Annotated in this window: 18 protein-coding genes and 1 tRNA gene; 14 read left to right on the top strand and 5 right to left on the bottom strand. The window is 72.9% G+C overall.

The features are described 5' to 3' along the window. Positions 1-14 precede the first annotated feature (14 nt). The 4 genes from ACZ6R9_RS07780 (at position 15) to ACZ6R9_RS07765 (ending at position 7614) form a co-directional block, all read left to right on the top strand. Complete coding sequence (locus ACZ6R9_RS07780; protein ID WP_465537688.1) at positions 15-2948, top strand: UPF0182 family membrane protein; 2934 nt, start codon at positions 15-17, stop codon at positions 2946-2948. Positions 2949-3005: 57 nt separating this feature from the next. Beyond that, a tRNA-Met gene (locus tag ACZ6R9_RS07775) sits at positions 3006-3079 on the top strand. A gap of 253 nt (positions 3080-3332) precedes the next feature. Next, positions 3333-5342 (top strand): glycosyl hydrolase family 18 protein, encoded by a 2010-nt coding sequence (locus ACZ6R9_RS07770; protein WP_465537114.1) that lies wholly within the window; start codon positions 3333-3335, stop codon positions 5340-5342. A gap of 352 nt (positions 5343-5694) precedes the next feature. Further along, positions 5695-7614: a tetratricopeptide repeat protein gene (locus tag ACZ6R9_RS07765; RefSeq protein WP_465537112.1), complete on the top strand. Its 1920-nt coding sequence runs from the start codon at positions 5695-5697 to the stop codon at positions 7612-7614. 189 nt (positions 7615-7803) lie between these two features. Here the strand turns inward: ACZ6R9_RS07765 and hisN are convergent, their stop codons facing one another. The 5 genes from hisN to ACZ6R9_RS07740 form a co-directional block, all read right to left on the bottom strand. Then, positions 7804-8601 (bottom strand): histidinol-phosphatase, encoded by a 798-nt coding sequence (gene hisN, locus ACZ6R9_RS07760; RefSeq protein ID WP_380487327.1) that lies wholly within the window; start codon positions 8599-8601, stop codon positions 7804-7806. A gap of 19 nt (positions 8602-8620) precedes the next feature. Next, entirely contained in the window at positions 8621-8944 is a 324-nt protein-coding gene (locus ACZ6R9_RS07755) for a DMT family transporter (protein ID WP_380487325.1), read from the bottom strand. Between the two features lie 89 nt (positions 8945-9033). Then, entirely contained in the window at positions 9034-10089 is a 1056-nt protein-coding gene (gene rsgA, locus ACZ6R9_RS07750) for a ribosome small subunit-dependent GTPase A (RefSeq protein WP_380487323.1), read from the bottom strand. A gap of 15 nt (positions 10090-10104) precedes the next feature. Further along, a complete protein-coding gene (aroA, locus tag ACZ6R9_RS07745; RefSeq protein WP_465537110.1) occupies positions 10105-11424 on the bottom strand; it encodes a 3-phosphoshikimate 1-carboxyvinyltransferase in 1320 nt (439 codons plus the stop codon). 28 nt (positions 11425-11452) lie between these two features. Continuing rightward, positions 11453-12157, bottom strand: coding sequence for a M50 family metallopeptidase (locus ACZ6R9_RS07740; protein ID WP_380487319.1), 705 nt, complete (start codon positions 12155-12157; stop codon positions 11453-11455). Positions 12158-12267: 110 nt separating this feature from the next. Here ACZ6R9_RS07740 and ACZ6R9_RS07735 point away from each other — a divergent pair, with 110 nt between their 5' ends. From ACZ6R9_RS07735 to ACZ6R9_RS07690, 10 genes are all read left to right on the top strand, one after another. Continuing rightward, positions 12268-13035, top strand: a complete 768-nt coding sequence (locus ACZ6R9_RS07735; RefSeq protein WP_465537108.1) for an SOS response-associated peptidase — start codon at positions 12268-12270, stop codon at positions 13033-13035. A 27-nt stretch (positions 13036-13062) separates the two neighbouring features. Beyond that, positions 13063-13683, top strand: a complete 621-nt coding sequence (locus ACZ6R9_RS07730; RefSeq protein ID WP_465537106.1) for an alpha/beta hydrolase family protein — start codon at positions 13063-13065, stop codon at positions 13681-13683. Positions 13684-14058: 375 nt separating this feature from the next. Next, entirely contained in the window at positions 14059-14805 is a 747-nt protein-coding gene (locus ACZ6R9_RS07725) for a sigma-70 family RNA polymerase sigma factor (protein ID WP_380487471.1), read from the top strand. Further along, positions 14802-15161, top strand: a complete 360-nt coding sequence (rsrA, locus tag ACZ6R9_RS07720; RefSeq protein ID WP_380487315.1) for a mycothiol system anti-sigma-R factor — start codon at positions 14802-14804, stop codon at positions 15159-15161. The genes ACZ6R9_RS07725 and rsrA overlap by 4 nt, the downstream gene beginning before the upstream one ends. A 178-nt stretch (positions 15162-15339) precedes the next feature. Further along, positions 15340-16734: an HD-GYP domain-containing protein gene (locus ACZ6R9_RS07715; protein WP_465537104.1), complete on the top strand. Its 1395-nt coding sequence runs from the start codon at positions 15340-15342 to the stop codon at positions 16732-16734. Continuing rightward, positions 16731-18050 (top strand): HD-GYP domain-containing protein, encoded by a 1320-nt coding sequence (locus ACZ6R9_RS07710; RefSeq protein WP_380487312.1) that lies wholly within the window; start codon positions 16731-16733, stop codon positions 18048-18050. Before ACZ6R9_RS07715 ends, ACZ6R9_RS07710 begins: the two co-directional genes overlap by 4 nt. Positions 18051-18157: 107 nt before the next feature. Further along, the gene (locus tag ACZ6R9_RS07705; protein WP_380487310.1) at positions 18158-19141 is read left to right on the top strand and encodes a tetratricopeptide repeat protein; all 984 of its coding nucleotides are present in this window, start codon (positions 18158-18160) and stop codon (positions 19139-19141) included. A gap of 106 nt (positions 19142-19247) precedes the next feature. Further along, positions 19248-19874, top strand: a complete 627-nt coding sequence (gene def, locus ACZ6R9_RS07700) for a peptide deformylase (protein ID WP_380487308.1) — start codon at positions 19248-19250, stop codon at positions 19872-19874. Between the two features lie 314 nt (positions 19875-20188). Next, on the top strand, positions 20189-21538 hold the full coding sequence (locus ACZ6R9_RS07695; protein ID WP_465537100.1) for a glycoside hydrolase domain-containing protein: 1350 nt from the start codon (positions 20189-20191) through the stop codon (positions 21536-21538). Between the two features lie 132 nt (positions 21539-21670). Then, on the top strand, positions 21671-23662 hold the full coding sequence (locus ACZ6R9_RS07690) for a glycoside hydrolase domain-containing protein (RefSeq protein WP_465537099.1): 1992 nt from the start codon (positions 21671-21673) through the stop codon (positions 23660-23662). Positions 23663-23732: the final 70 nt, after the last annotated feature.

The raw sequence follows: 23732 nt of genomic DNA, 5'->3' as shown, positions 1-23732 counted from the left end.
TCTTGACCTTCCAGATGCCGGATCGTTCCGATCCGGGTTTCCGAGCGAGAGTCGGGCCGCCGCCGCGCCGGACGAAGGTGCTGCTGCTGACGGTCGGCGTGCTGGCGGCACTGTTCCTGCTGTTCGTCATGTTCGCCGGCCTGTGGACCGACTGGCTGTGGTTCAAGTCGGTCAAGTACGGCTCGGTGTTCACCTCGCAACTGGGCGCGAAGATCGGCCTGTTCGCGGTGTTCGGGCTGCTGATGGCGCTGGTGGTCGGGTTCAACCTGTGGCTGGCGTACCGGCTGCGGCCGCCGTTGGCGGCGATGTCGGTGGAGCAACAGAGCCTGGACCGCTACCGGATGGGCGTGGCGCCGTTCCGCAAGTGGCTGCTGATCGGGCTGTCGCTGCTGGTCGGCCTGGCGGCCGGCGCGGCCGCGGGCGCGCAGTGGCGGACGTGGATGCTGTGGATCAACGGCACCTCGTTCGGGCAGAAGGACCCGCAGTTCCACCTGGACGTCTCGTTCTACGCGTTCGAACTGCCGTGGTACGAGTTCCTGTTGGGCTTCGCGTTCAGCGCGGTGATCGTGTCGCTGCTGGCGGCGACGGCCGTGCACTACCTGTACGGCGGCCTTCGGCTGCAGGGCCCGGGCCGTCGGGCGAGTGCCGGGGCGCAGGGTCATCTGGCCGTGCTGCTGGGCGTGTTCGTGCTGCTGAAGGCGGTGGCGTACTGGCTGGACCGGTACGCGCTGGCGGTGAAGAGCGAGTCGTACAAGGGCGTCGAGGGCTGGACGGGTCTGCGCTACGTGGACGCGAACGCGTTCCTGCCGGCCAAGACGATCCTGTTCTTCGTGGCGATCATCTGCGCGGTGCTGTTCTTCCTGACGCCGGTGCGGCGGACCTGGGCGCCGGCACTGATCGGCTTCGGGCTGATGGCGCTGTCGGCGGTGCTGGTCGGCGGGCTGTACCCGGCGATCGTGCAGCAGTTCCAGGTCAAGCCGAACGAGCAGGCCAAGGAGACCGCGTACATCCAGAGGAACATCGACGCGACCCGGCAGGCCTACGGCATCGCCGACGTTCAGCCGGACCAGTACTCGCCGACCGTCACCCCGGACGCGGAGAAGCTGAAGCAGGACGCGCAGACCGTGGCCGACATCCGGCTGCTGGACCCGAACGTGGTGTCGCCGACGTTCCAGCAGAACCAGGCGCTGCGCCAGTACTACGCGTTCCCGAAGACCCTGGACGTGGACCGGTACGGCGACCAGGACACCGTGCTGGGCGTGCGTGAGCTGGACCTGACGGGCGTGCAGCAGCGCAACTTCATCAACGACCACTTCAAGTACACCCACGGGTACGGCGTGGTCGCCGCCAAGGGCAACCAGGTGGACGCCAACGGCAACCCGGTCTACACCCAGCAGTCGCTGCCGACCACCGGGGCGCTGGGCGACTACCAGCAGCGGGTGTACTACGGCGAGAAGTCCAGCACGTACTCGATCGTCGGCCCCGGCATGGACGAGATCGACTACACCCGGGACTCCGACCCCGACCGGACGTACCAGTACACCGGCGGCAGCGGCGTCTCGCTGGACAACCCGCTGACCCGGGCCGCGTACGCGGTGAAGTTCGCCGAGCCGCAGATCCTCTACTCCGGGGCGATCAAGGACGGCGCGAAGATCCTCTACGACCGCACCCCGAAGGAGCGGGTGGAGAAGGTCGCGCCGTGGCTGTCGATCGACGCCGACCCGTACCCGGTGGTGGAGAACGGCCGCCTGGTGTGGGTGCTGGACGGTTACACCACCTCCGACGGCTTCCCGTTCTCGTCCAAGACGGTGCTCGGCGATGCCACCAAGGACTCGCTGACCGACCAGCGCGGCCGCACCCTGACCGCCGTCAACGAGGTCAACTACATCCGCAACTCGGTGAAGGCCACGGTCGACGCGTACACCGGTGAGGTGACGCTCTACCAGTGGGACGAGTCCGACCCGGTGCTGAAGACCTGGATGAAGGCGTTCCCGGGCACCGTCCAGCCGAAGGCGGACATCCCGGACACGCTGCTGCCGCACCTGCGCTACCCGCAGGACATGTTCAAGGTGCAGCGCGACCTGCTCGGGATGTACCACATGACGGACGCCACGGCGTTCTTCAACGGCACTGACATCTGGGAGGTGCCGGTCGACCCGACCGTCAACGCCGACGAGGTGCAGCCGCCGTACTACCTGACGGTGCGGATGCCGGACGCGAAGAAGGCCAGCTTCTCGCTGACCACCTCGTTCGTGCCCTCGGGCCGGAAGAACCTGGCCGCGTTCATGACCGCGGACGCCGACCCGGGCCCGGACTACGGCAAGCTGCGGATCCTGCGGATCACCTCCGAATCGGGCGCGCTCGGCCCGGCGCTGACCCAGGCGAAGTTCAACTCCGACACCGACGTCGCCCACCAGCTGACCCTGCTGCGCAACGGCGCCGACTCGGACGTGGTGTACGGCAACCTGCTGACCCTGCCGGTCGGCGGCGGCATCCTCAACGTCGAGCCGGTGTACCTGGTGGCGCGCGGCGCGAAGGTGCCGGTGCTGAAGAAGGTGCTGGCGGTGTACGGCGACCACAACGTGGCGCTGGAGGACACCCTGGACAAGGCGCTGACCAAGGTGCTCGGCTCGGCCGGCGCCGGGGCCACCACCCCGACCGCCCCCGCCGATCCGGGCGGCAGCACCACGCCGACCCCGCCGACGACGCCCACGCCGGGCGACAACCCGGCGCTGGCGAAGGCGCTGGCGGACGCCCAGAAGGCGTTCACCGACGGTCAGACCGCTCTGAAGAACGGCGACTGGGCGGCGTACGGCCAGGCCCAGCAGGCGCTGCAGAAGGCGCTGGACGCCGCGCTGGCGGCCGAGCCGAAGAACGGCTCGGGCGGTGCTGCGCCGGCGCCGTCCGGCGCGCCGTCAGGTTCGCCGGGGGCGTCGCCCACCGGCTGAGCTGGGAAAACCGATTTGATGTTCCACCCCGTGATCGTGCTACAGTGGTTTCACCGACGCGGGGTGGAGCAGCTCGGTAGCTCGCTGGGCTCATAACCCAGAGGTCGCAGGTTCAAATCCTGTCCCCGCTACTCAGTAGCGAAAGGCCCGGAGGCATCAGCCTCCGGGCCTTTGCCATTCCTTGGTGCAGACCCGATTGACACCCCCAGTGGTCCAGTCCAATCTGGGTCGTGCCCATGACGGGCGGCCCCCACCGCCCGCCTCGTGGTGCTGCAACGCATGCCCGATCCGGGCATCGACCGTGTTCTGCCCCCGTCTGCCGCTCCCCGACCGGGTGTCCGACGGCGTTCCTGCATCCCCACGTGACAGGAGAGGCACATCCGCATGCACCGCAACAACAGAAGGATCTGGGCCGTCACCGCCGCGGCCGCCACCCTGCTCGCCGGGGCGATGTCGCTGCTGGGAGCCCCCACCGCGACCGCCGGACCGTCCAACACCACCGGCGCCCCCGCCACCAGCGGCGGCCTGAAGATCGCCTACTTCGACCAGTGGTCGATCTACCAGAACGCCTACTACCTGAAGAACGTCGACACCAACGGCATGGCCGGGAAACTCGACTACCTGCTGTACGACTTCGCCAACATCGACCCCACCAACCTGACCTGCTTCGAAGCCAACTCGGCGGCCTCCCAGGACGAGAACAACCCGAACGCCGGCGACGGCGCGGGCGACTACTACGCCGACTACGCGAAGACCTTCGCCAACGGCAACAGCGTCGACAACTCCACCGACACCTGGAACCAGCCGCTGGCCGGCAACTTCCACCAGCTCCAGGAACTGAAGGCCAAGTACCCGAAGCTGAAGGTGCTGCTGTCGATCGGCGGCTGGACGTACTCCAAGTACTTCTCCGACGCGGCCGCCACCGACGCCTCCCGCAAGAAGTTCGTCTCCTCCTGCGTCGACATATTCATCAAGGGCAATCTGCCCGCCCAGGGCGGCTACGGCGGCCCCGGCACCGGCAAGGGCATCTTCGACGGCTTCGACATCGACTGGGAGTATCCGGGCGGCGGCGGCCACACCGGCAACCACTCCTCCCCGAACGACAAGCAGAACTTCACCGCACTGCTCGCCGAGTTCCGCAGCGAGCTCAACGCCCAGGGCGCCGCCGACGGCAAGACCTACGCACTGAGCGCCGCGCTGCCCGCCGGCCAGGACAAGATCCAGCACGTCGAGACCGACAAGATCGCCCAGTACCTGACCTTCGGCGACCCGATGACGTACGACATGCACGGCGGCTGGGAGACGCAGGGCCCGACCAACCATCAGACACCGATCTACCAGAACCCCGGTGACCCGTCGAACAACATCCCGCCGGGCAACGCCAAGTACTCCATCGACGAGGCGATCAAGGCCTACACGGTCGGCGACCCCTCGTACGGCATCCCCGGCGGCTTCCCGGCCAACAAGCTGAACATGGGCGTCCCGCTGTACTACCGCGGCTGGACGGGCGTGGCGGCCGGCGCCAACCACGGGCTGTTCCAACCGGCCAGTGGGCCCGCGCAGGGGGCGCCGAACTCCGGCAACGTGGCCGGGGTGCGGATGTACAAGGAACTGCTGGGTGTCGTCGACAACGCCAACGACACCTACTGGGACCCGGCCTCGCAGGCCGCCTACTTCTACGAGGGCACCAACTTCTGGTCCGGGGAGAACACCAGGTCCATCCAGGCCAAGATGGACTACGCGCACTGCAACGGGCTCGGCGGCTCCTTCGTGTTCTCGCTGTACGACGACCCGAACGCGGTGCTGCTGAACTCGCTGGTGACGGCGACCAACGGCTCGGCCGCCAACTGCCCCGCGCCGCCGACCTCGCCCTCGCCGAGCGCGAGCAGCAGCACCAGCAGCGGCCCCTCGCCGTCCACCTCACCGAGCGGCTCCCCGTCCTCCTCGCCGAGCGGCTCCCCGTCCGGCAGTCCGTCCTCCTCGCCGAGTGGCCCCGGTGGCGGCGGGATCGTCGCCAACCCCGGTCTGGAGTCCGGCGCGCTCAGCCCCTGGAGCTGCGCGGGCGGCGGCGGCAGCGTGGTCGGCGGCGGTCACACCGGTTCGTACGCGCTGCAGGGCAACGCCAGTGCCAATGACACCGCGCAGTGCCAGCAGACCGTCACGGTCAAGCCGAACACCACGTACACGCTGTCCGCGTGGGTGAAGGGCAACTACACCTACCTGGGCGTCACCGGCTCCGGCGCGGACAGCTCGACCTGGACCCCCGGCGGGAGCGCGTGGACGCAGCTGTCCACCAAGTTCACCACCGGCGCCTCGGTCACCTCGGTGACCATCTGGGTGCACGGCTGGTACGGCCAGGGTGCCTACCAGGCAGACGACTTCGGCGTCAGCTGACCGAACGTCATCAGCTCCGCCACGGAGGCCCGGAGGGATTCGCCCTTCGGGCCTTCGCCCTTGTGTGCATCGAGTGTTGATCGACTCCGGTACGATGCGTGGCCGGGGTTTGTGGGGCTCAGTGTCGGGAAATCGACAAAGCGCTGAAGCAATCTCGCCGGGCTTCGGCCCCGCTCCGCCAAAACGGACGGAGCAGGTGTACGAGGGTTGCGGGTGATGCGACGATGGACCACGAGGGGGACGCGGCACGGCCATTGACAGGCCGTCCGATCCGGCGTGACCCCTGGGGGACCCGTCCCGGGCCGACGGCCGGGGGCGAATGCCGCGACACTCGGGGGGAGCTGGAGTCGGCATGAAACTCATCGGAAGGAACGGAACGGGAGAACGACCGGCGGCCAGCAGCACCACGGACAGTGACACCGGTGCCCGACGCGCCCGCCGGCCGGGCGGCAGCCTGCCCGCACAGCGCATCACCGCCGGCGGCCGCCTCGCCGCGTCCGGCTACGGCCCCGACAGCCTCGTTCACCTGACCGCCGACCAGGTCGTCGCCACCGCCTCCGCCCGCGACCTGCTGGAGAGCGACGACGGCACCGACAGCTTCGAAACCGCCCTCGCCGCCCGCGAACAGGCCGCCCTCGAAGCCCGCCACCGCGGCTCCGCCGACGCCGGCGACCCCGGCGCCGCCAGCCAGCTCGGCGCCCTGCTGCTGCGCCGCGGCGACCTCCAGGACGCCGAACCCTACCTGCGCACCGCCGCCGCCGCGGGCCTGCGCGCCGCCGCCAACAACCTCGGCGTGCTGCTCCACCAGCAGGGCCACCGGGCCGAAGCCGGCCAGTGGTGGCGGCAGGCCGCCGTCGCCGGCTCGGCACCCGCCGCGCACGCCCTCGGCCTGCAACTGCGCGACCAGGGCGAGGAGGAAGCCGCCGAGTACTGGCTGCACTTCGCCGCCGAACAGGGCCACCCGCTCGGCGCGTACGCCCTCGGCGACCTGATGGAACACCGCCGCGACGTCCGCGCCGAACGCTGGTTCAAGGCCGCCGCCGACACCGGCCACCGCGAAGCCGCCTACCGCCTCGCCCGGATGCGCGAAGCCGCCGGCGACAAGGACACCGCCGAAACCTGGTACCGCACCGCCGCCGCCCGCAGCCACGCCCGCGCCGCGCTGCGCCTCGGCGTGCTGCTCGAAGCCCGCGGCGACCTCGACGAAGCCGCCCGCTGGTACCGGCAGTCCGCGCAGAACGGCGAAGCCCGCGCCGCCTGCGCGCTCGGCTTCCTGCTCCGCGACGCCGGCGACCCCACCGCCGCCGCCGAATGGTGGCAGGAGGCCGCCGAAGCCGGCGACGCCGCCGCCGCCAATGCGCTCGGCGCGCTGCACGCCGGCCGCGGCGAGGACGCCGTCGCCGAACGCTGGTACCGCGCCGCGCTCGACGCCGGCGACCACAACGGCGCCTTCAACCTCGGCCTGCTGTGCGCCGGCGTCGGCCGCGACACCCAGGCCGAACAGTGGTACCGCCGCGCCGCGTACGCCGGCCACCGCGAAGCCTGCAACGCGCTCGCCGTCATGCTGCTCCAGCGCGGCGACGAATCCGGAGCCGAACCCTGGTTCTCCAAGGCCGCCGAAGCCGGCTCCGTCGATGGCGCGTTCAACCTCGGCGTGCTGCACGCCGGCCGCGGCGAGACCCGGCAGGCCCAGGAGTGGTACGCCCGCGCCGCCGCCGAGGGGCACGGCGAGGCCGCGCTCCAACTCGCCGTCGTCCAGGAACAGCGAGGCAACCTCGCCGGGGCGCTCGACCGCTACCGGCAGGCCGCGGAAGGCGGCTCCGCGGAGGGCGCGTTCCGGCTCGCCTCACTCCTGGACCGGCGCGGGGACGCCGACGCGGACGCCGAACACTGGTACGCGGTCGCGGCGGACGCGGGGCACCTGCGGGCGCAGGTCCGGATGGGCGTCCGCGCCGCGGAACGGGGCGCGCTGCAGATCGCCGAGAGCTGGTACCGGCGGGCGGCGGAGGGCGGGAGCCGCAGCGCCGCCTTCAACCTCGGGCTGCTGCTGGCCCGTCAGGACTCCGAGGCCGAGGCGATGCTCTGGTACACGCGGGCGGCGGACGCGGGGCACGGGCGGGCCGCGCTCAGGCTGGCGCTGCTGGCCCTTCGCCGGGGGGAGACGGTGCAGGCCGAGAACTGGTGCAAGCGGGCGACGGAGTACGGGCCGGCGGAGGTCGCGGAGCGGGCGGGGCGGTTGCTGGAGGCGATGACAGCGGAGCTCAGCGCGTAATCGGGCGCGAGAGCAGGCGGGCGCGAAACCGGGGGCGCGGGGAACTGTGCGACAAGCGCACATCACGTCCGCAAGGTCGCGATCACGTGCAAGTCATTGTCCTGCGTCGCGATCTTGCTGGTGGGTGCGTTCCCCTTCGCGCAGTTCCCCGCGCCCCTGGTTGCGCTCTCCCCGCTCGCGCCCCCCTGCCTACAGGCTCAGTGAGCGCAGCGCCGCCTCGTGGAGGATGCCGTTGGTGGCGACCGCGTCCGCGCCCGAGGGGCCGTCGATGCCGTCGAGGCCGGTGAAGCGGCCGCCGGCTTCCTGGACGACGATGCAGGGGGCGGCCATGTCCCAGAGGGAGAGTTCGGGTTCGGCGGCGATGTCGACGGCGCCCTCGGCGACCATCATGTAGGACCAGAAGTCACCGTAGGCCCGGGTGCGCCAGCACTTGCGGGTGAGGTCGAGGAAGGCGTCGAGGCGGGCGCGTTCCTCCCAGCCGCTGAGGGAGGAGAAGGAGAGCGAGGCGTCGGCGAGGCGGGAGACCTTGGAGACGTGGATGCGCTGGGCCTTGGCGAGGCTGCGGCCGGCGAACGCGCCGAGTCCCTTGGCGGCCCACCAGCGGCGGCCGAGGGCGGGGGCGGAGACGATGCCGACGACGGGGGCGTGTTCGCCGTCGGGCTGTTCCTCGAGGAGGGCGACCAGGGTGGCCCAGACCGGGACGCCGCGGACGTAGTTCTTGGTGCCGTCGATCGGGTCGATCACCCAGCGGCGCGGGCCGGAGCCCTGCAGGCCGTACTCCTCGCCCATCACCGCGTCGCGGGGCCGGGCTCGTTGCAGGACGGAGCGGACGAGTTCCTCGGCGGCCTTGTCGGCGTCGCTGACCGGGGTCAGGTCGGGCTTGGTCTCGACCTTGAGGTCGAGCGCCTTGAAGCGCTCCATGGTGACCGAGTCGGCCGAGTCGGCGAGGACGTGGGCGAGTCGGAGATCGTCGTGGTAGTCGGCCATGCCCCGAACCCTAGCGGACTCAGTGTCCCGAGCCGCTGAGCTGAAGTCCGATCACACCTGCGATGACCAGGCTCACCGAGACCAGTTTGAGGGTGGAGGAGGACTCCCCGAGGAAGATGATTCCGTACAAGGCGGTGCCGGCCGCGCCGATGCCGGTCCACACCGCGTAGGCGCTGCCCACCGGGAGGGTTTTCAGGGAGAGGGTGAGCAGGCCGAAGGAGCCGAGCGCGAAGAGGCAGAAGCTGATGGTGGGCCAGAGCTTGGTGAAGCCGTGACTGAGCTTGAGGTTGACCGCGAATCCCGTTTCCAGCAGACCGGCGAGGATCACCATGGCCCATGCCATCGGGTTGACTCCCTGTCAGATAGGACGGTGTGACCTTCCTATCGTTACCCAGTGGGCAGGGCCGGGCGACTCGTCGGTCCAGTGAACTCTCAGTCCCCCTCGTGGGCTTCCTTGGTGGCGAGCAGGCGGCGCAGCGAGTAGAGCCGGGCCGGTTCGGCGTGGCCGTCGGCGACCCAGGCGTCCAGGGCGCAGTCCGGTTCGTCGTGCGAGCAGGCCCGCGGGCAGTCCTCGGTGCCGGGTTCCAGGTCCGGGAAGGCGTGGATGACCCGGGACGGGTCGATGTGGGACAGGCCGAAGGACCGGAAGCCGGGGGTGTCGATCACCCAGCCCGGGTCGAGGGCCTTGCGGGAGCCGGGCTTCACGCCGGGCGGCGGGGGCAGCCGCAGGGCGAGCGCGGAGACGGTGGTGTGCCGGCCGCGGCCGGTGACGGCGTTCACGTGGCCGGTGGTCCGCTGCTGGTCCGGGACGAGCGCGTTGACCAGGGTGGTCTTGCCGACGCCGGAGTGCCCGATGAACACGGTGGTCCTCCCGCGCAGGTACTCCCGGACGGCCTCCGCGCCGGTGGTGGCCAGCTCGTCGTGCCGGGTCACCACGTAGTCGATGCCGAGCGCCGCGTACGACTCCAGCAGCTCGTCGGCGGGCGCCAGGTCGGACTTGGTGAGCACCAGCAGCGGCTCCATGCCGGCGTCGTACGCGGCGACCAGGCAGCGGTCGATCAGCCGGGGGCGGGGCTCCGGGTTGGCGAGCGCGGTGACGATGGCCAGCTGTTCGGCGTTGGCGACCACGATCCGCTCGTACGGGTCGTCGTCGTCCGCGGTGCGGCGCAGCACCGAGGTGCGTTCCTCGACCCGGACGATCCGGGCCAGCGTGTCGGGGGCCCCGGAGAGGTCGCCGACCAGGTTGACGATGTCGCCGACGACCACGCCCTTGCGGCCGAGTTCGCGGGCCTTCATGGCGGTGACCAGGCGTTCGTCCTTGGTTCCGCTGTCGACCAGGCAGGTCATCCGGCCCCGGTCCACGGTGAGGATCATCGCCTCGGCGGCGTCCTCGTGCTTGGGCCGGATGCGGGTGCGGGGGCGGGAGCCCCGGCGGCCCGGGCGGCTGCGGATGTCGTCCTCGTCGGCGTCCTTGCCGTAGCGGCGCATGCTCGTGATCCCCCGTCAGCCCTGGCCGAGGAGGTCGGCCCACATCTGCGGGAAGTCCGGCAGGGTCTTCGCGGTGGTCGCCACGTTCTCCACCAGGACGCCGTCCACCACCAGGCCGAGGACGGCGGCGGCGGTGGCCAGCCGGTGGTCCTCGTAGGTGTGGAAGACACCGCCGTGCAGCGGGCGGGGGCGGATCCGCAGACCGTCCTCGGTCTCCGAGACGTCGCCGCCCAGGTCGTTGATCTCCTTGGCGAGCGCGGCGAGCCGGTCGGTCTCGTGCAGCCGCAGGTGGGAGATGCCGTACAGGTGGGACTCGGAGTCGGCGAGGGCTGCGACGGCGGCGATCACCGGGGTCAGCTCGCCGACATCGTGCAGGTCCACCTCGATGCCGTGGATCTTGCCGGTGCCGGTGAACTCCAACCCCTCGTCCACGAATTGGCAGGAGCCGCCCATCGCGGTGTAGATCTCGCGGAGCTGGTCGCCGGGCTGGTAGGTGTGCTTGGGCCAGTCCCGGACGACGACCCGGCCGCCGGTGGCGAGGGCCGCGGCGAAGAACGGGGCGGCGTTGGACAGGTCCGGCTCGACCACCAGGTCGCGGCCGAGCAGCGCACCCGGGGTGACCCGCCAGACGTCTTTCTCGCCGCCGTCCTCGGGGGCGTCGACCTGGCCGCCGGCCTTGCGGATCATGTCGACGGTCATCCGGATGTGCGGCAGCGAGGGCACCGTGGCGCCCACGTTGCGGATCTCCACGCCGTTGTTGAAGCGGGCGCCGGACAGCAGCAGCGCCGAGATGAACTGCGAGGAGGACGAGGCGTCCACCTCCACCGGGCCGCCGTCCAGCGCGCCGGTGCCGTGCACGGTCAGCGGGAAGCCGCCACGCCCGCCGTCGTCGATCCGGGCGCCGAGGGTGCGCAGCGCGTCGATCACGCCGTGCTGCGGGCGCTCGTGGCTGCGCGGGTCGCCGTCGAAGTGCACCGGGCCGTCCGCGAGGGTGGCCAGCGGCGGCAGGAAGCGCATCACCGTGCCGGCGTTGCCGACGTCCACCTGGGCCGGGCCGCGCAGGCGCTCGGCCGGGATGACCCGCCAGGCCTCGCCGCCGCCGGTGCCGCCGGACGCCTCGTTCACCGTCTCCTCGACCGTCACGCCCAGGGCCCGCAGGCCGTCCGCCATCAGCTGCGAGTCGCGGCTGCGCAGCGGGCGGCGCACCCAGCCCGGGCCGTCGGCGAGGGCGGCCAGCACCAGCGCGCGGTTGGTCGCGGACTTCGAGCCGGGGATCGTCACAGTCGCGTCCACGGCGGCGGTGGCGACGGGAGCGGGCCACAGGGAGTCGGTCATGTCGCCCAGTCTATGAGGCCGCGCCCCGCTACCGGGGCAGCAGCCAGGCCGCCCCGAGCCCCAGGCAGACCAGCGCCACCACCAGGAACAGCGCCAGCCAGGCCGTCGCGGGTACGCCGGTGAGCCCGGCCAACTGGTCGGCGTCCGAGCCGGGCGCGTCGCCGCGCCGCCGGGTGGAGAACAGCTCGACGAGCGGACGCACCCCGGCCAGCAGGAGGAACCACACGCCCAGGTGGGCGAACGCGCCCTGCCACTCGGCGTCCCCGTACCAGGACACCCCGAGGAACGCGCCCCCGGTCGCCAGCACCGCCAGCACGCCGAACAGGTTGCGCAGGGTCAGCAGCATCGCCGCCAGCAGTGCGATGCCGATCCACAGCAGCGCGGTGATCCGGCCCGCCGCCAGCAGTCCCGCCCCGCCCAGGCCGAGCAGCGAGGGCGCCGGGTAGCCGGCCGCGAAGGTCAGCACCACGCCCGGCCCGGTCCGCCGCCCGGAGGTGACCGTCAGCCCGGAGGTGTCCGAGTGCAGGCGGATGCCGGAGAGCCGGCGGCGGGTCAGCAGCGCCATCACGCCGTGCCCGCCCTCGTGCGCGATGGTCACCACGGTGCGGCTCAGCCGCCACAGCGGGCGCAGCGCCACCGCCAGCAGCGCCGCCGCCGCGGCGCCCCACGCCAGCCAGGTCGGCGGGTCGGGCTGTACGGCCGTCATCCGGTCCCACAGTTGTGCGAAGTCCATTCCGGTGGGCCTCCGATCACCGTCGTTCGGGCGGGCAGCGTTTCACGGAAGGACGGGCGGCCGGTAGCCGCCGGTTCTGCGGGCAGGCAGGCTCTGGCAAGCTGAACGGCATGTGCGGCCGCTTCGCCTCCTCCACCGACCCCGCCGACCTGGTCCGGCACTTCGGGGTCCGGCAGTGGGATCCCACCGAGACGCTGGCCCCCAGCTGGAACGTCGCACCCACCGCGTCCGCGTTCGCCGTGCTGGACCGGGCGCCGCGCGGCGAGCGCCGGCCGGTGCGTCAACTGCGGGTGCTGCGCTGGGGGTTGGTGCCGGCCTGGGCGAGCAGTCCGGACACCGCGGTGAAGATGATCAACGCGCGGGCGGAGACCGTCCACGAGAAGCCCGCCTACCGGCAGGCCTTCGCCTCGCGGCGCTGCCTGATACCGGTGGACGGCGAAATGGGGGCACCTCCCAGCCGCCAGGCTGGGGGAGAGTGGCAGACCGCGCCCACCGACGACGTCTCCCGCCCGCCCCGCCGCCCCTACTTCGTCTCCCGCGCCGACGGCGCCCCGCCGGCGCTGGCCGGCCTGTACGAGTTCTGGCGCAACCGGGACGTCCCCGCCGACCACCCGGACGCCTGGCTGGTCACCTGCACCGTCGTCACCACCGCCGCAGAACCGCTGCTCGCCCCCGTCCACGAGCGGATGCCGCTGTACCTCGGCCCCGACCGCTGGGACGCCTGGCTCGACCCCCATGCCGAGAGCGCCGACCTCACCCCGCCACCGCCCGGCGAGCTGCGCATCCACCCGGTGCCCGACGAGGTCGGCTCGATCCGCAACAACCACCCCGGCCTGACCAGGCGACTCACCGAGGACGACCTCACCACGCTGTTCTGAGACGCTCCCCTCTATACGCTCGGCGCCATGCCGCAGATCATCGAGACCCCCACCGGCGACGCCCGGCTCCACTGGTTCCGGGCCGACGCCCCGCGCGCCGTCCTGCTGCTCGGCCACGGCGCGGGCGGCGGCATCGAGGCGCCCGACCTGCAGGCGCTCGCCGCGGCCCTCCCGGCGGCGGGCGTCACCGTGGTGCTCGCCGAGCAGCCCTGGCGGGTGGCCGGCCGCAAGCTCGCCCCCGCCCCGAAGACCCTCGACGCCGGCTGGCCCGCGCAGTTCGCCGCCGCCGCCGAGACGGGGCTGCCGGTGTACGCGGGCGGCCGCAGCGCCGGCGCCCGGGTGGCCTGCCGCACCGCCGCCGGCCTCGGCGCGGCGGGCGTGCTGGCCCTCGCCTTCCCGCTGCACCCGCCGGGCAAGCCGGAGAAGAGCCGGGCGGAGGAACTGGTGGGGACCGGCCTGCCGACCCTGGTGGTGCAGGGCGGCGCCGACACCTTCGGCACCCCGGCGGACTTCCCGGCCCTGCCCGGCACCCACCGCCTGGTCGAAGTGCCCTACGCCTCGCACGGGTTCAAAGTCCCGAAGAAGGCCCCGCTGGGTCAGGAGGAAGCGCTGACGCTGATCACCGGTGCCGTGGCCGACTGGCTCTGAGACGCGAGTTCCGTCGTGCCCCGACCGGGGCGGGTCGGGGCACCCCCCGGCCCGCTGGGGGCGGGGGAGAGCCGCGCGAAGCGGGAGGCACGCGTCGGCAAGGCCGCGGCACGGTCAGCATGTGGAATCCCAGGGACCGCCATGGGGAATGCCCGGGCGATGTTCGCGGTTGCACGAGTCGTCAGAACGAGTCCCGGTGGAAAGGCAGCGTCCATGGTTTCGATCGCGTGCCCCGAACGGCCCGACGAGCGGGCGGCCGAGGCGCCGCTCGTGCCGGACTGGTCGCAGTGGGTTGCCGCGGGCGAGAAACCGGTCAGCCCGATATCCTCGCTTGCGGATCGGCCCGTGGTGGGCCGTGTGAAGCTGATCGAGGAGGTGGGTCCGGTCGTCGGGACCGATGACGCGGCCGCGTCGGGTGCTTCGGGCACCGACCAGGGCCGTCCGGAGGGCGAGCAGCTCACCGGCGACGAACTGGCCGAGGTGATCGGCGAGGACACCTTCCGGGTGTCCGAGAACGAGAGCGAGGAGGCCAGGCGCGAGCGCTTCGAGCGTGACGCGCTGGGTTTCCTGGAGCCGATGTACTCGGCGGCGCTGCGGATGACCCGCAACCCGGCCGACGCGGAGGACCTGCTCCAGGAGGCGTTCGCCAAGGCGTACGCGTCGTTCCACCAGTTCCGTGAGGGCACCAACCTCAAGGCCTGGCTGTACCGCATCCTCACCAATACGTTCATCAACTCGTACCGCAAGAAGCAGCGCGAACCCCAGCGCACCGCGGCCGAGGAGATCGAGGACTGGCAGCTGGCGCGCGCCGAGTCGCACATGTCGACGGGGCTGCGCTCCGCCGAGGCGCAGGCGCTCGACCACCTGCCGGACAGCGATGTGAAGGACGCGCTGCAGGCCATTCCGGAGGAATTCCGGATCGCGGTGTACCTCGCGGACGTCGAGGGCTTTGCGTACAAGGAGATCGCGGACATCATGGGTACACCCATCGGTACGGTGATGTCCCGACTGCACCGTGGTCGCCGCCAACTGCGCGGCATGCTGGAGGATTACGCCCGCGAGCGAGGGCTGGTCCCGGCCGGTACCGGTGCAGGGCACGAAGCGAAGGGCGCTGGCTCATGAGCTGCGGCGATCCGCACGAGACCGAGTGCGGAGAGGTGCTCGACCACCTCTACGAATTTCTCGACAACGAGATGCCCGAGGGCGACTGCGCCAAGCTGCGGGTGCACTTCGACGAGTGCTCGCCGTGCCTGGAGAAGTACGGCCTCGAACAGGCGATCAAGGCGCTGATCAAGCGCTCGTGCGGCTGCGACGACACGCCCGCCGACCTCCGGGCGAAGGTGCTGGCCCGGATCGATTCGATCCGGCAGGGCCAGGGCCCGGGCGGCGGTCCGGTGGCCGAGGTGGGTTCGGTCGGCGTGGAGATGACGGTCGAGGGTACGGCCGGTCACGGCTCCGCCATCGCCACTGCGGAGTGATTGCTCACTCGATCGGGTGAGCTGTCGCTGCTCCGGCTGCGGCGATCCGCGATCGTGCGTCCCGTCCGGGTGGCCGGGCCCTATTCTCTGACGAGTCCTCACGTCGGAGGGCCCGGTACGGGCTGGGGAGGCCGAGATCGCCAGCGAACGCGAGCGCATCGCCCTGCCGGGGCGGGCCGTGGCCTATCTGGCCGCCGTGCTGACGGCGGCGACGGTCGCGCTGCTGCCGCTGTGGTCGGCCTGGCCGGTGCTCGACTGGCCCCGGATCGGACTGCTGGCCCTGCTGCACCTGTGCCTGGAGTCGCTCGCCCAGGGCGCGCGCACCCCGTGCGCCCGGGTGTGGCGGTGGCTGCGCGGCCGGTCCGGGCCGGAGCCCTCGGCGGACCCGCGCGGCAGCGGCTTCTTCCCGGTGCTGTTCGCCGGCGTGCTGATGCTGCCGCCGGCCGCCGCCGCCCTGGTCGCGCTGCCCGGGGCGCTGCTCGGCCCCGCCCAGCAGCCGCGCCACCTGCGCCGGGTGTGGAACGCCGCCCAGCTGGCGCTGGCCTCGGCGATCTCCGCCGAGGTGTTCCGGCTGCTCGGCGGCTCCCGGCTGCTGCTGGGCACCCGCTTCCCCGGCGCGGCGTTCGGCGCGCTCGCCGCGATCCTGACGTTCTGCCTGGTCAACGGCGCGCTGGTGGCCGGCATGGTGCGGCTGACCTGCGGCCCGGCCGGCCGCGGCGTGCTCCGCAAACTGCGCCGGGCGGCGCCCGCGGCGCTGCTGCACGGCGCGGGCGGGCTGATGGTGGCGGTGCTGTGGCAGGGCCCGTACGGGGCGTTCGCGGCGGTGCTCGGGCTGCTGCCGCTGACCATCACCGCCTGGCTGTCCGCGCAGGGCCACCGCGAGCGCGCCGCGCACCGGGCCACCGTGCAGGCGCTGGTACAGGCGGTGGAGATCAAGGACGCCTACACCCGTGGCCACAGTGAACGGGTCGGCCGGGCCTCGGTGCTGATCGCCCGCCAGCTGGGCCTCGCCGAGGACCGGATCCGCACCCTGCACTTCGCCGGCACCCTGCACGACGTCGGCAAGCTCGCGGTGGCCACCGAACTGCTGCGGCGCAACGGGCCGTTGACGGTCGAGGAGCGGCGCGCCGTCGAGGTGCACCCGGTGTTCGGGCACGAGCTGGTGCGGCAGCTGGACTTCCTCGGCGAGGGCCGGGACGGCATCCTGCACCACCACGAGCGGATCGACGGCCGGGGCTACCCGTACGGCCTGGCGGGGGACCGGATCCCCGAGTTCGCCCGGATCATCTCGGTCGCCGACGCCTTCGACTCAATGACCTCCACCCGTTCCTACCGGCGCGGCCGGCCCGTCCCGGAGGCCGTCACCGAGCTGGAACGGTGCGCGGGCAGCCAGTTCGACCCGGTGATGGTGCGGGCCCTGGTGGACGCCGTCGCCGAACACGGCTGGCAGCCCGAACCGCCGCCGCCCGGCGGCTGGGACGGCGAGGTGCCGGACATTCCGCTCGGCGTGCCCGAACCGGCCCGGACGCCGCAGCCGTCCGAGCAGGGCCTGCCCGCCGGCGGAGCGACGTGACCGTCCGGCGGCCGGGGCCGGCCGACCTGCTGCACGGCGCGGCCGCCGTGCTCGGCGGTTGCGCGCTGGTGCACGCGCTCGCCGTCGGCACCAGTCAGCCCGGGGTGGCGCTGGCGTTCACCGCCCTGATCGCGCTCGGCCAGTGCGCCGGTCCCGCGCTGCCCGGCGACCGCGAACCCGCGCCGGTGGCCACCGCCGTCGCCCTGGCGTACGCGCTGCTCGGGCCGCTGCACGGGCTGCCCACCGGGCACGGGGTGTCGCAGACCGCCGCCGTCACCGCCGTCGGCACCGCCGCCGGGCTCGCCGCGCAGCTGGCCGGGCGGGCCGCGCTGGCCGCCGTCCGCGGCCGGCCGCGCGGCCCGCTGGGCGGACTGGACGCCGCGGCCCGCCGGGTGGTCAGCGTCTCCTTCGCGGCGCTGCTGTTCCAGCCGCTGTACGACTCCGGCGCCACCGACCGGCTGCCCGGCCCCGCGTACGGGGCGCTGCTGGCCGTCGTCGCCGCGCTGGCCGCGCTCGGCGACGCCGTGCTGGCCGCCTGGCAGCAGCGGGCCCGCACCGGGCTGCGGTACAGCGCCGCGCTCGACGACCAGCTGCACGCGCTGCTCGGCATCGGCTCCGCGCAGGTCGCCACCGGGCTGCTGCTCAGCCTGCTCGCGGGCGAGGCCGGGCTGTGGGCGCTGCCGGTGTTCTGCGTGCCGCTGCTGCTCGCGCAGGCCTCGTTCCGGCGGGCAGTCGAGGTGCGGGCCACCACGGGGCAGACCATCGAGACGCTCGCCCGGGCCACCGAGATCGCCGGCTACACCACCCCCGGGCACGCCCGCCGGGTGGCCGACACCGCGTGCGCGCTGGGGCGCGAACTCGGGCTCGGAAGCCGGGAGTTGACCCTGCTGGAGTACGCCGCGCTGATGCACGACATCGGCCAGCTGTCGCTGGTCGAACCCGTCCCCGGCGGGGCGACCGCGCTGCTGCCCGACGAGGAGCAGCAGCGGATCGCCCGGCTCGGCAGCGAAGTGATCCGGCGCACCGGCGTGCCCAAGCAGGTGTGGCAGCAGGTCGCCCGGCTCGCCGACCCGTGCCGTCTCGACGACGGCCGGCACGACCCCACCCTGCCGCTGGCCTCCCGGATCATCCGGGTCGCCAACGCGCACGACGACCTGCGCACCGCCGCCGCCGACCGCCCCCGGGCCGGCGCCCCCGACCCGCTCGACCACCTGAGGCTGGACGCCGGCCGCGGCTACGACCCGGTGGTGCTGGACGCGCTCGCCCGGCTCGGCCGCCGCGGCCACCGCGCCGCCCGCTGCCGGTTCGCGGCCTGAATGGCCGCGCGGGGCGCGCCGCCCATGGCGGGCGTGGTTGGATGCGGTCGTGGCGGGAAGACCCGGAGGCGGGGCGACCCGGTGACGACCGACGGCAAGGGACCAACGTGAGGATCTTCCACCGCGCACGGCACCGTCCGTCGGCGACCTGGCGGCAGACCACCGACCGTGCGTTCACGCTGATCGGCGACGGCCGGTACGAGGACGCCGGGGCGCTGCTGGTGATGGCGGCCGACCTGGAGCCGTCGCTGTCCGACTCCTGGTTCAACCTGGCCCTGCTGCACAAGTTCCGCCGCGACTGGGAGCAGGCCCGCAGCGCCGGCCTGCGCGCGGTCGCGCTGCTGGACCGCCAGCACGGCGCCCCGGACTGGTGGAACCTCGGCATCACCGCCACCGCCCTGCAGGACTGGCCGCTGGCCCGCCGCGCCTGGCAGGCGTACGGGCTGCGGCTGCCCGGCGGGCCGGGCACGGACGGGCCGATCGAGCTCGACCTCGGCACCACCCCGGTGCGGCTGTCCCCGGACGGCGAGTCCGAGGTGGTGTGGGGCCGCCGGCTCGACCCGGCGCGGATCGAGGTGCTGTCCATCCCGCTGCCGTCCTCCGGCCGCCGCTGGGGCGAGGTGGTGCTGCACGACGGCGCGCCGCACGGCGAGCGGGTCGCGGACGGCGTCGCCTACCCGGTGTTCGACGAGATCGAGCTGTGGGCGCCCTCCCCGGTGCCGACCTGGGTGGTGCTGCTGCAGGCCGCCACCGCCGCCGACCGGGACGCGCTGGAGAAGACCGTCGCCGACGCCGGGTACGCCGCCGAGGACTGGACGTCCTCGGTGCGGCTGCTGTGCCGCACCTGCTCGGAGTCCCGGATGGCCATCGACGACGGCCACACCGCGCACCACGACCCGCACGACGACGGCGACCCGCTGCACCCCGGCCACCTCAGCCATCTCAGCCAGGGCTCGGCCGGCGGCCCCTGGCAGATCGAACGCGAATGCGGCATCGCCGCGCCCGCCGGACTGGTCCGCACCCTGCTGGAGCGCTGGGCCGCCGCCTCCCCGGCCACCCGCGCCTACCGGGACCTCGAAGAGGTGTGCTGACCGTCCCCCTGCCCCAAGGGGGCCGGGAGGGGTGCCCCCGTGCGCCGCCACGCCCCGTACCCTGGACCGGTACACCAGCCGGACGCGGACGGAGCGGAACCAAGCGATGGCCGAGCACCACGACCACGAGCACGACCACGAGCACCAGGACAGCGAGGTCCAGCAGGTGGTCGGCGAGCTGCCCGACCCGAACAAGGGCACCGCCCGCCCGATCACCGTGGTCGGCAACCCGGTGCTGCACCGCGAGACGCAGACCGTCACCGCCTTCGACGAGGACCTCGCCGCGCTCGTCGACGACATGTTCCAGTCGATGTACGCCGCCGAGGGTGTCGGCCTGGCCGCCAACCAGATCGGCGTCGACCTGAAGGTCTTCGTCTACGACTGCCCCGACGACGAGGGCGTCCGCCACATCGGACACGTCGTCAACCCGGTCCTGGAGGAGCTCCCCGCCGGGCGCCGCAGCCTCGACGACGGCCAGGAGGGCTGCCTGTCGGTGCCCACCGCGTACCAGGAGCTCGCCCGCCCCGGCTACGCCGCCGTCACCGGCCAGGACAAGCACGGCAACCCGATCCGGGTCGAGGGCACCGGCTTCTTCGCCCGCTGCCTCCAGCACGAGACCGACCACCTGTACGGCTACCTGTACATCGACCGGCTCTCCAAGCGCGACCGCAAGGACGCCCTGCGGCAGATGGCCGACGGCACCCCCAAGTACGCCACCGTGCCCAACTCCTGACGTAGCCCCACCTCCGGAAGGGGGGTCGCGCCCACCGGCGCGACCCCCCTTCCGGTATGTCCGAGTTCGGGCGGGTGTGTCGGGCCCCAGCGGCGCGAAAGCGGCGGCTAGTGTCCGCGAGCAGACGCGACGGAACTCGGGCGGGAGGCTGGCCGATGGGCAGGCTGCGGCGGACGGCGGCACACGCCGGACTGGTCTTACTGGTGGTGGCGGGGACCGGCGGGGGCTGGTCGGCGGGGGCCGCTCAGAGGATGGAGAAACGTTTGGCCGACGGGGGTACGCCGGTCCGGCCACCCGGTAACCGGCCCCCGCCGGTGGCGGACCTGGCACCCGCACCCCGCACCTGCCTGCGGCAGGACGTCAGCGCGGTCGATCCCGGGGCACCGGCCGAGGACCGGGACTGCCGGACCTCACCGGGGCCGGTCCTCGCGCACGGACTGCTGATCGAACCCGCCCGGCCCGCGCCGCTCCCGCCGCAAGGATCACAGGACGCCGCCGCCCCCCAGAAATCCCCTGCGGCCACCGACGCCCAGAACGGCGGCGCCCCGGAGCCCATTCGCGACAGCGGCGAAGGCGACGGCCCCCGCACCGACGTCGTCGGCTACGCCTTCGACCGCTGCTCCGCACCGCCCGACAGCGCGATGCAGACCTGGGCCGAGTCCTCCCCCTACCGGGCCGTCGGCGTGTACATCGGCGGGCCCGAGCAGGCCTGCGCCTCGCCCGACCGCGACTGGGTGGACGCCCGGGCCGCCGAGGGCTGGGGGTTCCTGCCGATCTACGTCGGCCACCAGGCCGCCCGCGGCAAACTGCTGGTGGACGCCGACCAGGGAACCGCCCTGCAGCAGGGCTCCGACGCCGCCGACGACGCCGTGCAGAAGGCCGAAGGGCTGGGCTTCCAACCCGGCGCGGTGCTCTACAACGACATGGAGAACTACGAGTCCTCCGTCTACCGCGACCGCGTCCTCGCCTACCTGGCCGGCTGGACCGACCAGGTGCACGCCCACGGCTACCGCTCCGGTGTCTACACCGGCGCCGCCAGCGGAGTACAGGACCTCACCGGACGCCTGGACGACGACTCCTACCCGCAGCCCGACGTCCTGTGGTCCGCCTCCTGGAACTCCCACCACGACGTCACCGACGACGGCATGGGCCTGCCCGACGGCGCCGGCTACTTCACCGGCGGCCGGCGCGCCCACCAGTACCTGGGCGACACCACCGAGGAGTACGGCGGCGTCAGCATGACCATCGACGCCAGCTACCTCGACGTCACCTCGCCCGCCGGCGGCGACGGCCGGCTGCGCCCCGGCGAGCGGCTCGCCACCGGACGCAGTGTCAGCACCAGAACGGTGACGCTGACCATGCAGGACGACGGCGACCTCACCGTCCGGGTGCGCGGCGACGGCCGGCTGCTGTGGTCGGCCGGCACCGGCGGCCACCCGGGCGCGTACGCGGTGCAGCAGGACGACGGCAACCTGGTGCTCTACGCCCCCGACGGCGGACCCGGGGTCGGCGGCGCGCTGTGGGCCACCGGCACCTGGAACAGCCCGGGCGCGTTCGCGATGCTGCAGGACGACGGCAACTTCGTGGTGTACCGGCGCGGCGGCGGCCCGCAGATCGGCGGCGCGCTGTGGGGAACCGCCACCTGGGGTCTTTCCGTCCACTGAGCAGGGACGAGTGAGCACGCGCCGACCGGACGGGCCGCAGGGCCAAAAGGGCCTGGAGGCGGTCAGTGGTATCCACTACAGTCCCTGACGTCACATCAGGTCGGATGCGACTCAATCAAGGGGCGGGAACAAATGAAGCGTCGTACAGCAGCACGGGCTGCGGCCGTCGTGCTGGCCGTGTCGGGACTGGCCACGGCCGTTCCGAACGCGTGGGGTGCCGACACGTCGGGGGCGGCGACGGGCACCGCCGGGCAGGCCACCAAGCGGATCGACTACCAGGGCTTCCACGCCCAGGTGCCCGCAGACTGGCCGGTCGTCGACCTCGCCGCCGCGCCGGGCACCTGCGTCCGGCTCGACGTCAGCGCCGTCTACCTGGGCACCCCGAGCGGGGACCAGAACTGCCCGGCGCACCTCGCGCCCGGCCGCGCCGACGGACTGCTGATCCAGCCGGCGGAGAGCGGGCGCGTCCAGGGCACCGTGGTGCCCGGGCAGCCCGTCGCGCAGAGCGTCCTGAAGGACGCCGCGGCCGGCCACCAGATCCAGGCCAAGCTCGGCAACTCCGGGCTTCAGGTGACGGCCAGTTACGCCACCTCGGCCGACCGGGTCCGGCAGATCCTGGAGACCGCGAGCGTCGACGCCGGCGCCCGCCCGTCCGCCGCGCCGTCCACCGCGAAGCCCGCCCTGGCCGGCTCCGCCCCGCGCACCGACGTCGCCGGGTTCGCCTTCGACCGCTGCGCCGCGCCGTCGGACGCCACCATGTCGGCCTGGGCCGCGAACTCCCCGTACCGGGCCGTCGGCGTGTACATCGGCGGGCCCTCGCAGGCCTGCGCCTCGCCGGCGAAGAGCTGGGTGGACTCCCGGAACGCCGAGGGCTGGGGCTTCATGCCGATCTACGTCGGCGCCCAGGCCGCCCGCGGCAACGTGCTGATCTCCGCCGATGTGGCCACCGCCCGTCAGCAGGGCTCCGACGCCGCCAACGACGCGATCGCCAAGGCCAACGGCCTCGGCTTCCAGGCCGGCGCGGTGCTCTACAACGACATGGAGAACTACGACTCCTCCGTCTACCGCGACCGGGTGGTCTCCTACCTGGCCGGCTGGACCGCGCAGCTGCACACCAAGGGCTACCGCTCCGGCGTCTACGCCAGCGCCTCCAGCGGCGTCAAGGACCTCGCCGCCCGCTACACCGACAGCTCCTACCCTGAGCCCGACGTGCTGTGGGCCGCCGCCTGGAACTCCCACCACGACGTGACCGACGCGGGCATGGGCCTGACCACCCCCGGCCAGTGGACCGGCGGCCGCCGCGCCCACCAGTACTCCGGCGACGTCACCGAGAGCTACGGCGGTGTCAGCCTGGGCATCGACGCCAACTACCTGGACGTCACCTCGAATGCCTCGGGCAACACCCTGCAGCCCGGCCAGCGGCTCGCCTCGGGTCAGAGCCTCACCAGCGACTCGATGACGCTGACCATGCAGCCCGACGGCAACCTGGTCGCCTACCTGAAGGCCGGCACCGGCAGCCGCCCGGTGTGGAGCACCAACACCTACGGCAACTCCGGTGCGTACGCGGTCATGCAGGACGACGGCAACCTGGTGATCTACCGCGCCGACGGCGGCCCGGGCAACGGCGGCGCGCTGTGGGCCACCACCACCGCGAGCGGCGGCGCGTACGCGATGCTGCAGGACGACGGCAACTTCGTGGTCTACCGCAAGGGCGGCGGCCAGGGCAACGGCGCGCTGTGGGCCAGCGGCTCCCAGGCCCTCTCGCCGCTCGTCTTCTCCGGGCGGCAGCTGTCCAACAACCAGTGGACCCAGTCGGCGACCGTCCGGATGGTCATGCAGGACGACGGCAACCTGGTGCTCTACCGCCGCAGCGACAACAGCGTGCTGTGGACCAGCTACACGTACAACAACCCGGGCGCGTACCTCTTCATGCAGCCCGACGGCAACCTGGTGATCTACAAGGCCGGCACCACCACCGGCGCCCTGTGGCAGAGCAGCACCTACAGCAACCCGGGCGCGTACGGGCTGCTGCAGGACGACGGCAACTTCGTGGTCTACCGCCAGGGCGGCGGCCCGACCACCGGTGGCCCGCTCTGGTCCACCAGCACCTACGGCCAGGGCTGACCCGGAGGCCGGCCCCGGAACACGGCCGAGGGCCGCACCCCCGCTCAGCGGCGGGGGTGCGGCCCTCGGG

This window comes from Kitasatospora sp. NPDC048662, from assembly GCF_055587065.1.
The sequence above is the reverse complement of the archived record's forward strand: the minus strand, read 5'-3'. Positions and strand labels throughout refer to the sequence as shown.

Bases quoted from the DNA above. Each gene is read 5' to 3' on its own strand.
- ACZ6R9_RS07780 (WP_465537688.1), top strand. From the start codon at position 15: ATGCCGGATCGTTCCGATCCGGGTTTCCGAGCGAGAGTCGGGCCGCCG.
- ACZ6R9_RS07690 (WP_465537099.1), top strand. From the start codon at position 21,671: ATGAAGCGTCGTACAGCAGCACGGGCTGCGGCCGTCGTGCTGGCCGTG.
- ACZ6R9_RS07770 (WP_465537114.1), top strand. From the start codon at position 3,333: ATGCACCGCAACAACAGAAGGATCTGGGCCGTCACCGCCGCGGCCGCC.
- def (WP_380487308.1), top strand. From the start codon at position 19,248: ATGGCCGAGCACCACGACCACGAGCACGACCACGAGCACCAGGACAGC.
- rsgA (WP_380487323.1), bottom strand. From the start codon at position 10,089: ATGCGCCGCTACGGCAAGGACGCCGACGAGGACGACATCCGCAGCCGC.
- ACZ6R9_RS07755 (WP_380487325.1), bottom strand. From the start codon at position 8,944: ATGGCATGGGCCATGGTGATCCTCGCCGGTCTGCTGGAAACGGGATTC.
- aroA (WP_465537110.1), bottom strand. From the start codon at position 11,424: ATGACCGACTCCCTGTGGCCCGCTCCCGTCGCCACCGCCGCCGTGGAC.
- ACZ6R9_RS07765 (WP_465537112.1), top strand. From the start codon at position 5,695: ATGAAACTCATCGGAAGGAACGGAACGGGAGAACGACCGGCGGCCAGC.
- hisN (WP_380487327.1), bottom strand. From the start codon at position 8,601: ATGGCCGACTACCACGACGATCTCCGACTCGCCCACGTCCTCGCCGAC.
- rsrA (WP_380487315.1), top strand. From the start codon at position 14,802: ATGAGCTGCGGCGATCCGCACGAGACCGAGTGCGGAGAGGTGCTCGAC.
- ACZ6R9_RS07740 (WP_380487319.1), bottom strand. From the start codon at position 12,157: ATGGACTTCGCACAACTGTGGGACCGGATGACGGCCGTACAGCCCGAC.
- ACZ6R9_RS07735 (WP_465537108.1), top strand. From the start codon at position 12,268: ATGTGCGGCCGCTTCGCCTCCTCCACCGACCCCGCCGACCTGGTCCGG.
- ACZ6R9_RS07730 (WP_465537106.1), top strand. From the start codon at position 13,063: ATGCCGCAGATCATCGAGACCCCCACCGGCGACGCCCGGCTCCACTGG.